This is a genomic window from Actinoplanes sp. NPDC021490 (genome assembly GCF_055562135.1).
Map to the genome: position 1 here is coordinate 358,215 of NZ_JBVHFW010000009.1, position 11,088 is coordinate 369,302.

9 protein-coding genes are annotated in these 11,088 nt (G+C 73.7%); 4 read left to right on the forward strand and 5 right to left on the reverse strand.

Features of this window, described 5'->3' with window-relative positions; all coding sequences use genetic code 11:
* Positions 1-9 precede the first annotated feature (9 nt).
* The 3 genes from ACZ3I4_RS24920 to ACZ3I4_RS24930 all read right to left on the reverse strand — a co-directional run bounded on the left by ACZ3I4_RS24920 (position 10) and on the right by ACZ3I4_RS24930 (position 2,379).
* Complete coding sequence (locus tag ACZ3I4_RS24920) at positions 10-657, reverse strand: DUF998 domain-containing protein (protein ID WP_465384409.1); 648 nt, start codon at positions 655-657, stop codon at positions 10-12.
* Entirely contained in the window at positions 654-1,217 is a 564-nt protein-coding gene (locus tag ACZ3I4_RS24925; protein WP_465384410.1) for a DedA family protein, read from the reverse strand. The genes ACZ3I4_RS24920 and ACZ3I4_RS24925 overlap by 4 nt, the downstream gene beginning before the upstream one ends.
* Before the next feature lie 97 nt (positions 1,218-1,314).
* Positions 1,315-2,379: a magnesium and cobalt transport protein CorA gene (locus ACZ3I4_RS24930; RefSeq protein WP_465384411.1), complete on the reverse strand. Its 1,065-nt coding sequence runs from the start codon at positions 2,377-2,379 to the stop codon at positions 1,315-1,317.
* Positions 2,380-2,497: 118 nt separating this feature from the next.
* On the opposite strand from ACZ3I4_RS24930, the gene ACZ3I4_RS24935 reads away from it, so the two are divergent.
* From ACZ3I4_RS24935 to ACZ3I4_RS24945, 3 genes are read left to right on the forward strand one after another with little or no spacing between them, the layout of a single operon-like run.
* Positions 2,498-3,868 (forward strand): SGNH/GDSL hydrolase family protein, encoded by a 1,371-nt coding sequence (locus ACZ3I4_RS24935; protein ID WP_465384412.1) that lies wholly within the window; start codon positions 2,498-2,500, stop codon positions 3,866-3,868.
* A 7-nt stretch (positions 3,869-3,875) separates the two neighbouring features.
* The gene (locus ACZ3I4_RS24940) at positions 3,876-5,213 is read left to right on the forward strand and encodes a TrkH family potassium uptake protein (protein ID WP_465384413.1); all 1,338 of its coding nucleotides are present in this window, start codon (positions 3,876-3,878) and stop codon (positions 5,211-5,213) included.
* Positions 5,206-5,874 (forward strand): potassium channel family protein, encoded by a 669-nt coding sequence (locus ACZ3I4_RS24945; RefSeq protein WP_465384414.1) that lies wholly within the window; start codon positions 5,206-5,208, stop codon positions 5,872-5,874. The genes ACZ3I4_RS24940 and ACZ3I4_RS24945 overlap by 8 nt, the downstream gene beginning before the upstream one ends.
* 122 nt (positions 5,875-5,996) lie before the next feature.
* On the opposite strand, the gene ACZ3I4_RS24950 is transcribed toward ACZ3I4_RS24945, so the two are convergent.
* Together ACZ3I4_RS24950 and ACZ3I4_RS24955 are read right to left on the reverse strand one after the other, a co-directional pair.
* On the reverse strand, positions 5,997-7,799 hold the full coding sequence (locus ACZ3I4_RS24950; protein ID WP_465384415.1) for a multicopper oxidase family protein: 1,803 nt from the start codon (positions 7,797-7,799) through the stop codon (positions 5,997-5,999).
* A 63-nt stretch (positions 7,800-7,862) separates the two neighbouring features.
* Positions 7,863-10,580 (reverse strand): AAA family ATPase, encoded by a 2,718-nt coding sequence (locus ACZ3I4_RS24955; RefSeq protein WP_465384416.1) that lies wholly within the window; start codon positions 10,578-10,580, stop codon positions 7,863-7,865.
* A 159-nt stretch (positions 10,581-10,739) separates the two neighbouring features.
* Between ACZ3I4_RS24955 and ACZ3I4_RS24960 the strand changes: the two genes are divergently transcribed.
* Complete coding sequence (locus ACZ3I4_RS24960) at positions 10,740-10,910, forward strand: hypothetical protein (protein ID WP_465384417.1); 171 nt, start codon at positions 10,740-10,742, stop codon at positions 10,908-10,910.
* Positions 10,911-11,088 lie beyond the last annotated feature (178 nt).

The following is an 11,088-nucleotide window of genomic DNA, read 5'->3' on the forward strand; positions in this document are numbered from 1 at the left end:
ATCGCGTTGCTAGCCGGTAGCAAAACGTTCCGCTCCTTCGAGCACCCGGGCGCAGAGGCCGACGACCACGAGGACGAGCGCCAGCAGGATGCGTTCGGCCAGTCCCGCGTACGGGGGAAGGCCTTGATCGGTCAAGGCGGCCGGCCCGTTGAACGCGGCGAACGCCAGACACGCGGCCACGGTGGCCCAGCCGGTCGCGCGCAGCCGGCGGATCCGGTCGGCCGGGGCCCGGCGCCCGGCCTGCTGGGCGACGAGCAGGGCGATCAGCGGGGGCAGGGCGGCCAGCACCGCGGCGCCGGCCCGATGCGCCACGGCGGCCACGGTGGGCTCGGTGCCGGGCAGGTTGGTGGGAAACACCGCGACCACGATCAGCGACAGGCACCACGCCGACAGCAGCGCGGTGAGCAGCCCGGGGCGGGGCAGCACCCGCCGGGCACCGGCGATCAGCCAGGCTCCGGTCGTCGCCAGCCCGCACAACGCCAGGGTCAGCAGCAGCGCGCCCGGGACGGTGGAGATCGCGTTGCTGAGCATCTCGTGGACCGGGTCGACGTCGCCGACCACCAGCAGGCCCGTTCCGGCCGCCGTGCTCAGGCCCAGGCTGAGCTGGGCGTTGCGATACCAGCGGCCGGCGCCGGCCCGCACTGTCGTGGCGGTCACGCCGGCCCCTTCCGCCGGTAGTAGCGCTTCATGGCCAGGTGGAAGAGTGCGACCGGCACGGCGACGGCCCCGGTGAGCAGGAAGATGCCGCCGGGCCGATCGAGCAGCCCGGACAGCTGGGTGCCGAGCAGGCCGCCCAGGCCGAGCAGGAGCAGACCGCGTACGGCGGCGGTGGCCCCGACCCAGGCGGCGAACCGGCGGTACGAGATCCGGGACAGGCCCGCCCACACGAAGGCGGGCAGGGCGACGACATCGACGATCTTCGCGGTGATCACGAGCCGGGGCAGCGAGGTGCCGGCCAGGCGGTCCAGCAGGGCGGTCGCCTTGAGCCGGGTCAGCAGGCGGGCCACCCAGGGCCGGCGAGCCGAGCGGCCGGCCAGATAGAGCAGGCTGTCCCCGGCCACCTCGGCCAGCACGACGATCAGCCAGATGGGCCAGAAGGCGGCCGCGCCCGCGGCGACCAGCGTGCCCGCGGTGATCGTCGCGGCCGGCCCTTCCACGAGCACGAGCGGGCCGAGCACCAGGTAGGGGTGCTCGAGCACGGCCTGGGTGAGATCCATGCCCTGAAGAGTCGATGCCGGGTCACGCCCCGGGCGTCCCTCCGCGGAACCCTTTGCCGTAGCTCCCCGGTAGGGGGCCGGGGCGCCCGGCTTCGGGTCAGAGCCAGCCCGCCCGGCGCAGCAGGCGGTACAGGAAGGTGGCGCTGACCAGCAGGAGCAGCATCACCACGGGGTAGCCGTAGCGCCAGGTCAGCTCGGGCATGTCCGGGAAGTTCATGCCGTAGACGCCGGCGATCGCGGTAACCAGCGCGGCGACGGCCGCCCACGAGGCGATCTTGCGCATGTCGTTGTTCTGCTCGACGGTCAGCTGGGCCAGGCGGGCCTGCAGCAGCGCGTTGAGCACGTCGTCGAACGCGACGACCTGCTCCACGACGGCGGTGTGGTGGTCGGCGACGTCGCCGAAGTAGCGGCGGATCTCCTTGGGCATTTCGGTGAGCTGCTTGCCGGAGAGCGCGGCCAGCGGGCGCTGCAGTGGGAGCACCGCCGACTTGAACCTCATCAGCTGCCGTTTGAGCTGGTAGATCTGCTCGATGGTGACCGGGGCGCCGGGCGCGAACACCTCGGCCTCGGTCAGCTCGATGTCGGTCTGCATCGCGGCCGCGATGTCGACGTAGGCGTCGACCAGCCGGTCCAGGATGGCGTGCACCACCGACCACGGCCCCCGGGCCAGCGCCCCCTCGTCGGAGCCGAGGTCGGCGCGCAGCGAGCTGAGCTCCATGACGGTGCCCTGCCGGACGGTGATCACGAAATGCGGGCCGGCGAAGAGCCGCACGAAGCCGGTGCTGACGATCTCGCTGGTGGCGGTGAGCCGCTCGTGCTCGACGTACTGGGCGGCCCGCACGACCAGGAACACCACGTCCTCGTAGCGCTCGAGCTTGACCCGCTGCTCGCGGTGCAGGATGTCCTCGACCGCCAGCGGGTGCAGCCCGAAAACCTCGGCCACCCGGGTCAGCGCGGCCTCGGTCGGCTCGTGCAGCCCCAGCCACACGAAGGCGCCGTCCTGCTCGCGCGCCCGCTCGTAGAGCCGGGCCAGGTCGGCCGCCGGGCCGGGACTCTCGACGGCCACCCCGTCGACGAACAGCTCGCAGCCCACGATCGCGGTGTGGTCGGCCCGGCCACGGCCGACCGGCCGGGGCGGCTGCCAGGTGCGTCGGCCGTCCAAGATCTCACCTTCCCCCGGCTGAGCCTACTTCGAGCGGAACGGGCACGTGCCCTTGCCCGGCCAGGGAGTACAGGAGAACGATGGCTGTCGATACATTCCGGTTCGGCGAGGGAGTGACATGCGTACGAGAAAAGCTGTTGCCGCCGCCATCGCGTGGGTCCTGCTCACTCCGGCGGCCGCGGTCGCGTCGGAACCCGCCGCCTGGGCGGGCGGATGGGCGGGATCGGCGCAGGGTGTCTATCCGGTGGGCTACTCGGTGGGTCAGCCCGGACCGATCGGGCCGGCCGGACCGGGCAACACCGCGCCGCTGCTGACCGCCGCGTTCCCCGACCAGCAGGCACGGGACCAGACGCTGCGGATGATCGTGCACCCCGGTGTCGAAGGCACGCGCTGGCGGGTGCGGCTCACCAACGAGTACGGCACCAGGCCGGTGACCTTCGGCCGGGCGTACGCGGGCCGGCAGTCGACCGGCGCGGTCGTGGCGCCCGGCACCAACCGTGAGCTGACCTTCGCGGGCCGCCGGTCGGTCACCGTCCCGGCCGGCCGGACCGTGCTCAGCGACCCGGTGGCTGTCCCGGTGACCGACGCGCAGACGCAGCGCCTCGCGGTGAGCCTGTACGTCTCCGGGGCGAGCGGGCCGATGACGTGGCACGCGGCCGCGTTCACCACGTCGTATCTGACCGGCCCGGGCGCCGGTGACCACGCCGCCGACCCGGGCGAGACCGCGTTCCCGCACTCGACGACCTCGTGGTTCTTCGTCTCCGAGGTGCAGGTGCAGAGCCGCCGCACCCCGGCCGTGGTGGCGTTCGGGGACTCGATCACCGACGGCTTCTTCTCCACCATCAACGGCGACGACCGGTGGCCCGACGTGCTGCAGCGCCGCCTCGACCAGTCGTCGCGCCGCCCGGTCACGGTGGTGACCGAGGCGATCGGCGGCAACATGGTGACCCGGATCGGCCGTACGCCCGGCGGCTGCACCCCCTGCGACGGGCCGCCCGCCCTCGACCGGCTCGACCGCGACGTGTTCGGGCTCCCCGGCGTCCGCGTGGTCATCCTGCTGGAAGGCATCAACGACCTGGGCGGCGGCAATGCCACGGCGGCGCAGGTGATCGACGGGTACAAGGAGATCGTCCGCCGGGTGCACGCCCTCGGCATCAGGATCGTCGGGGCCACGCTGACGCCCTCGGCGGGCACGGAGTTCGGGCTCTACGGCACGGCCGAGACCGACGCCAAGCGCCGCGAGATCAACGCCTTCATCCGTACGAGCGGAGTCTTCGACGGCGTCGCCGACTTCTCGGCGGTGACCGAGGACCCGGCGCGGCCCGGACATCTGCGGCCGGAGTTCGACACCAACGGCAGCGTCGGCGGACCCGGCGACCACCTGCACCCCAACCGGGCCGGGTTCCTGGCCATGGCCGGCGCGATCGACGTGGCGCAGATCCAGCGGTTCGCGACGGCCGCGCCGGTCAAGATCGGGGGTGCGGTATAACTGCGTGATGCGCAGCGCCCGGCCGCATCCGGCACGAACTGTGACGGTGGCCTTCCTGGGCGCGATCGTGGCCGGCACCGGTCTTCTGCTGCTGCCCGTCTCGCGGGCCGGGCCGGAGTCGCCGTCGCTGCTGACGGCGTTCTTCACCGCGACCTCGGCCATCACCACGTCAGGCATGACCACGGTCGACACGGCCACCTACTGGTCCGGCTTCGGGCACGTGCTGCTGACCGTGCTGACCCAGACCGGCGGCTTCGGGATCACCACGATCGCGACGCTGGCCGGGCTGCTGGTGTCGCAGCGGCTGGGTCTGCGCGGCCGGATGATGACCGGCGTCGAGACGAACACCGGGCTGGCCCACGGCGACGTCCGCCGGGTGCTCGTGCTGGCCACCGTGGTCATGTTCGCGAGCGAGGCGGTGATCGCCACCATCTTCGCCTCGCGGCTGCATCTGGCCTACGACGTGCCGCTGGGCCGGGCCGTGTGGGAGGGCGTGTTCAACGCCGTCCAGGCGTTCAACAACTGCGGCTTCTCGCTACGCAGCGACGGCCTGACCGGTTTCGTCAGCGACTGGTGGATCTGCGTCCCGCTCACCCTGGGCGTGATCGTCGGCGGCATCGGCGTCCCGGTGCTCTACGAGATCGGCCGCGAGGCGCGCCGCCCGGCCGCGTGGACGACCCACACCCGGCTCACCGTCGGCGGCACGCTGGTGCTGCTCGTCGCCGGTTTCCTGGCGGTGCTGGCGTTCGAATGGGGCAACGCCGGCACGCTGGGGCCGCTCGGCGTGCCGGGAAAGATCCTGGCGGCCTTCGTGCAGGGCACGATCCCGCGCTCGGGCGGCTTCAACACCGTCGACTTCGGGGCCATGAACGAGGACACCTCGGCCATCGTGGTCGGGCTGATGTTCATCGGCGGCGGCAGCGCCAGCACCGCCGGCGGCATCAAGGTGACCACGTTCTTCCTGCTCGCCTTCGTCATCTGGACCGAGGTGCGGGGCGAGCGCGACGTCGTGGTCGGTCGCCGCCGCATCGCCGAGTCGACCCAGCGCCAGGCCACCACGGTCGCCTCGCTCGGCGTGGTCACGGTGGCCACCGGCACCCTGGCGCTGCTGGCCATCACCGACGGCGTGCCGTTCGACCGGGCCCTGTTCGAGGTGATGGCCGCCTTCAGCACGGCCGGCCTGAGCACCGGGCTGACCGGCGAGCTGTCCCAGGCGGGCGATCTGATCCTGAGTGCGATGATGTTCCTCGGCCGCGTCGGGACGGTCGCCGTCGCGTCGGCGCTGGCCCTCAACACCCGTCACCGGCAGTATCGGTATCCGGAGGAGCGACCCATCGTTGGCTGAGGACATCGCACGGGACGAGAACGTCGTCGTGATCGGCCTGGGCCGGTTCGGCGGCCAGGTCGCCGACTCGCTGCTCGAGCTGGGGCACGAGGTGCTCGGCATCGACGAGGACCCGGAACTGGTCCAGCAGTGGTCGGACAAGCTGACCCACGTGGTCCAGGCCGACGCGACCGACGAGGACGCGCTGATCCAGGTCGGCATCAAGGAGTTCGCCCGGGCGGTCGTGGGCATCGGCAACAACATCGAGGCCAGCGTGCTGACCGTGCTCACCCTGAGCGAGCTGGGCGTACGGGACATCTGGGCGAAAGCGGTCTCGGCCAAGCACGGCCGGATCCTGCGGTCGGTCGGCGCCGACCACGTGATCTATCCCGAGGCCACGATGGGCGAGCGGGTGGCCAATCTGATCGCCAGCCGCATGCTCGACTTCATCGAGTTCGACGACGATTTCGCCATCGCCAAGACCCGGGCCCCGCGCCGTTCGGCCGGCCGCACCCTGGCCGATCTGGGGCTGCGCGCCAAGCACGGCATCACGGTCGTCGGGGTCAAGGCCCCGGGCGCCGAGTTCCAGTACGCCGCAGCCGACACCGTCGTGCCCGAGCACGCCGAGCTGGTGGTGGCCGGCCGGACCGATCTCGTCCAGCGCTTCGCCGCCACGACCTGAGGCGCGGCGGCGGCCCCCTGACCGCCGCCGCGAATCTCGGTCGCGAACCAGGATGACCTTGCCGGTGACCGTGCCCGGCTCGGCCCGGGCGAGTGCCCCGGCCGCTTTCCGCTGGGGTGTCATCACTCGGGGAGGTGGTCTTCGTCCGAGAACGGCGTGCTGACGCCCGTGTACGCGAGGTGCATGATCATGCCGTTGGCGCCGTGCTGGAAGTTGTGACAGTGGTCCATCCAGATGCCCGGGTTGTCGGCCACGAACTCGATCTCGTACACCTCGCCGCGGCCGACGTTGAGGGTGTCGGTCCACCATGGGCTGCCGGTGGCGGGCTCGCCGTTGCGCGACACCACCCGGACGCGGTGCCCGTGCAGGTGGAACGGGTGGTTGATGATGCTGCGGCTGGCGATCCGGACCCGGACCCGGTCGCCCCGGGTGACCTCCAGCGACGGCACGGCCGGATAGAGCCGGCCGTTGATCATGCTGCTCACGTAGCCGAGCCGGCCCTGGCTGAACCCGAACCCGTCGTCCAGCCGCAGGTCGTACGTGCGCTGGTAGGAACCCGGGGCGGGCGGCGCTCCGGTTCCGTAGGTGAGCGGGTCGAACTGCCCTCCGTCACCGGGCTCGGCCACCTTCCCGGAGCCGCCGAAGGTGAGCGACGTGCCGGCCAGGGCGGCGGTCACCGGGCCGTCCGGCATCGTGAACGTCAGGTCGTACCGGCCGCCCGCCGCGAGCAGCAGGTCGGTGCCGGGTTCGAGCGGGGTGGCCCCCTCGACCGCGTTGCCGTCGATGGCCGCGACCCGGAACGGCGTACCGGAAACGCGGATCTGTTGTGGCTCTTCCGAGCTGTTGATCGCGCGCACCCGCACGTTCTGCCCGGCCGCGGCGGTCACCGACGCGGGCCGGTCGGAGCGGTCCAGGGCGGTGATGTCGCCGCCGGAGCCGGGCCAGGCGTGCGCGAACACGGTCCGCTCAAGCTCCTCAGGCCCGTCCCCGTCCTCGACGATGAGGGCGCCGAAGAGGCCCTTCTTGACGTTGAGCAGGCCGTCGCGGTGGGTGTGGTACCAGAACGTCCCGGTCCGGTTGGGGATGAACCGGTAGACGTGCCGGCCACCCGGCGGGACCGCGTTCTGTGTCACCCCGGGCACGCCGTCCTCGGCGTTGGGCACGTCCACGCCGTGCCAGTGCACGGTCACGCCCTCCTCGACGTCGGTGTTGACCAGCGTGACCTCGAGCAACTGGCCCATACGCACCCGGATCTCGGGGCCCGGCGCGGTGCCGTTGAAGGTCAGTCCGTCCACCGTGGCCCCCGAATCGAGCCGCACCTGCGTACGGGCGGCGGTCAGCGTCAGCCGTACGTCCGGCTTCTGCTTGCGGGGCCCGGTGAGCTGATCGACGCTGAGCGGTCCGGCTCCGTGCTGATGGCCCTGCGCGGAGGCATTGGCCTGACCGGCGAGCACCAGCGTGGTCGCCGGGACGAGCAGGAAGGCCGTCGTCAGCCAGGGCAGGCGGGACACGCGCGACCGGGACTCCCGCCAGCGGCCGACCGCGACCGAAAGCCCGGCGATGGCACCCAGCGCGGCCAGCGAACCGGCCAGCACGAGCGGCGTGTCCTGCGGGGCGAACGGCGCGAGCAGCCACCAGACCGACAGCGTCCCGCCCGCCGCGGCGACGTGCGCGGCCGTCCGGCCCGGCTTCCACGCGGCCCAGGCCGCCGGCAGAACCGCCAGCGGCACCTGCACGCTCAGCCGGGTGTCGGCCAGCAACAGCCCGCCGGTGATCAGCAAGAGGACGGCCACCAGCAGGCGGCCCGCGGCCATCCCGGCCAGGACGAAGAGCCATCCGCGGGTCGCCTTGGCCCCGGCCACCGGCGCCGCGACCAGCGTCAGAACGGCCAGCGTCAGGTCGATGTAGATCAGGATTGCTTGCACCGCACCCACGGTGCCGCCCGGGGGTGCCCGGCCGCGTCGGCAACTTGTGCCTATCCGCCCGGGTCAGGCCAGCAGCGCGGGATGGTCCTTGAGCCGGCGGCGCGAGCTGACGCCGAGCTTGCGGAAGATGCTGCGCAGGTGGGCGTCGACGGTGCGCTTGCTGACGAACAGCTGGACGGCCGCCTCGTTCGAGGTGGCGCCCGACGCCACCAGCCGGGCCACCGCGGCCTCCTGCGGGGTGAGGGTGCCGAAGGAGCGTTCCGTACGCTGCGGCACGCCGACGCCGGCCGCCCGCAGCTCGTCGACGGCGCGGCGCGCGAAGGCCTCGGCCCCCGACACGGACAGCAGGTCGTAGGCCTGCCGGAGCTGCTCGATGCCGTCGTTGCGCCGGCCCCGTCGCCGCAGCCATTCGCCGTAGAGCAGGTGGGCCCGCCCCCGGTACGGGGTCAGCGGCGTCTCGGTGAGGCACTCGACGGCCTCCCGGAAGTCGTCCTCGGCCCCGGTCACGAGCCCCCGCGCGTAGGCGGCGATTCCCCGCCCGGCCTCGGTTCCGGCGGCCCGCGTCCGTTCGGTCAGCAACTCCACCGCCCGGGCCGCGACGCCGGTCTCGCGGCACCGGACGGCCGCCTCGACCAGCTCGGGCAGCGAGACTCCGGCCAGGAACAGCCGGTCCGGCCCGGTCGCCTCGCGCGCGGCGGCCAGCGCGGCCGGGAAGTCGCCCAGGCCATTGTTGAGCATGGCCGTCATCCAGTGCAGGTTGGTGACCTGCCCGCGGCCGCCGGCCGTCTCGGCCCGGCCCGCCGCGCCGAGCAGTTCCCCGACCTCCTCGCGGCGCCCGCGCAGGGCGGCCAGCTGCAGCCGCGGATAGATCAGCGGCTGGTCGCCGGCCGCGTCGGCGATCGCCTCCTCCTCGGCCAGCGCGGCCAGGGCCGCGCCGGGGTCGCCGGTGAAGGTGGCGTCGGTGGCCTTCTGGGCCAGGCCGAGCCGCAGCAGCGTCGGCGAGCCCGACTCGCGGCCCTCCTTGACCAGCCATTCGGCGATGGCGGCGATGGCCATCGGGTCCCACACCTCGGTGGAGATCATGGTGGCCAGGGCCGGCCGGCGGGCCCAGACGGGACGACGGTCGGCGTGGAGCAGAACGGCGAGCACCGGAATCGCCGTCTCGTGCTCCCCCGCGGCCAGCATCAGCAACGCGCCGAGCAGGTCGGGGGTCGCCGACGGCGGGGCCGAACGGGCCGCGGCCAGGATCTCCGGAATGAAGCCGCCGCCGCGACCGGCGAACAGGCTGGCTTCCAGCGCGTCCAGATACGCCTCCCGGGCCCCGGCGGGGTCCACCGCCGACAACCGGCGCGCGCCGGCCGACATCAGCGCCGGACCAGTGCCGTCCGAGGGCCGGGCGAAGGCGATCCGGCCCCGCAGCAGGTCGGCCCGGGCCTGCCGGAAGTCGTCCAATGTCGCGGTCTCGACCGTTGTCAGCAGTTCCTCGGCCGAGGCGGCGCTACCCGCCTCCAGATGGGCCTGCACCGCGTCCAGGGTGCGGTCGGCCCGCCGGTCGGTCTCCGGCGACAACTCGGCCGCGCGCTGCAGGAACGCCGCCGCGGCGGCCATGCCACCCCGGGCCTGGGCCCGGGTCGCGCAGCTCTGCAGGTCGTCGGCGATGCCGGCGTCCGGGGTGACCGCGGCCTGCGCCCGGTGCCAGGCGCGGCGGTCGGGCGCCGAAACCGGGTCGGTGACCTCGGCCAGCGCCCCGTGCGCGGCCCGGCGGTCCCCGGCGTCCGCGGCTCGATAGACCGCCGAGCGGGCCAGCGGATGGCAGAACCGGATGCGCGCCCCGAACTCGGCCAGGCTGGCCGCGGCGGCGTCGGGGCCGGCCCGGTCGACGCCGAGCCTGCCGGCCGCCGCCCACAGCAGGACCGGATCACCGGTCGGTTCGGCGCTGGCCACGGTCAGCAGCCGGCGGGCCTCCGGGCCCAGGCCGGCCAGGCGGGCCTGGAACGCCTGCTCGATCCGGTTCGGCATCGAACCCGTCGCGGGCGGCGCGAAACCCCCGGCGCGGGGCAGCTCGAGCAGCGCCAGGGGGTTGCCGCCGGCCTCGGCGACGAGCCTGTCCCGCACCCGCTCGTCCAGGGCGAACGGGCCGCGCGCGGTCAGCAGCCGGCGGGCGATCGCGTCGGCCAGCCCCTCGACGGCCAGGACCGGCAGGGTGCTCAGCTCGCCGTCGGTGGCGGGGACGGGCAGGGTGCTCGGCTCGCCGCCGGTGGCGGGCCACCTCATCGCGAGCAGGAGAACGACCGGGTCGGCGCGGATCCGGCGGCCCACGAAGGCCAGCGCCCGCGATGACGCCGCGTCCAGCCACTGCGCGTCGTCGACCACGCACAGCAGCGGCCGTTCCCGGGCGGCCGCGGCGACCAGTTCGAGAACGGCCAGGCCGACGCGGAACGGGTCCGGGTCACCGGCGGCGAGCCCGAACGCGACCCGCAGGGCGTCCCGGTGCCGTTCCGGCAGCTCGCCGGCGTACCCCAGGATCGGCACGCAGAGCTGGTGCAGGGCGGCGTACGGGAGTTCCTGCTCGAACTCGGCCCCCGACGCGCGGACGATCTGAAAACCGGTGGCCGCCCGCTCGGCCTGCTCCAGCAGGGCGGTCTTGCCGATGCCGGCCTCGCCGCTGAGCAGGAGCGCGCCACCCGCACCGGCGGAGGCGGCCGCGAGCAGCCCGCCGATCCGGCCGGTCTCGGCGTCCCGGCCGAGGAGCGCGTCGGATCTCTGGGCGGCGGCCGGCATGGACCGAACGGTAGTTGATCGGTGCAGCCGCGACCTGGGCCCCGCGCGGCCGTTTCCGCTTCCTGTGACGAGATGGGGCTGGTGGGCGCCGATCATGTGGCTGCGGCTATAGCATTCGCACGTCTGCGGCACAGTCCAGACGAAACGGGGGCACCACCTATGAAGTCCACCTTCCATCGCACCCTGGGCACGGTGGCCGTGGCCGCGGCGATCGTGGTGAGCAGCGGGGCCATCGGCGCCGCGGCGGCCGCGCTCAACGCCAAACCGCTGCGGGCCGAGTTCGTGCCGGCCTCGGACGTCGTCGTGGCCAAGCCACTGCGGGCCGAGTAACCGCGGCGGGGGGGGGCCCCCCCCCCGGGGGGGGGGGGGCCCGGGGGGGGGGGGGGGGGGGGGGGGGGGCCCCCCCCCCCCCGGGGGGGGGGGGGGGGGGGGGGGCCCCGCGACCACCCCGCACACCCCCGGGGGGGGGGGGGTTTGGTTGGGGGGTGGGGAAAACACCCGAAATTAT

Excerpts from the sequence above, each read along its gene's own strand:
- ACZ3I4_RS24925 (WP_465384410.1), bottom strand. The coding sequence starts at position 1,217 with ATGGATCTCACCCAGGCCGTGCTCGAGCACCCCTACCTGGTGCTCGGC.
- ACZ3I4_RS24935 (WP_465384412.1), top strand. The coding sequence starts at position 2,498 with ATGCGTACGAGAAAAGCTGTTGCCGCCGCCATCGCGTGGGTCCTGCTC.
- ACZ3I4_RS24940 (WP_465384413.1), top strand. The coding sequence starts at position 3,876 with ATGCGCAGCGCCCGGCCGCATCCGGCACGAACTGTGACGGTGGCCTTC.
- ACZ3I4_RS24955 (WP_465384416.1), bottom strand. The coding sequence starts at position 10,580 with ATGCCGGCCGCCGCCCAGAGATCCGACGCGCTCCTCGGCCGGGACGCC.
- ACZ3I4_RS24960 (WP_465384417.1), top strand. The coding sequence starts at position 10,740 with ATGAAGTCCACCTTCCATCGCACCCTGGGCACGGTGGCCGTGGCCGCG.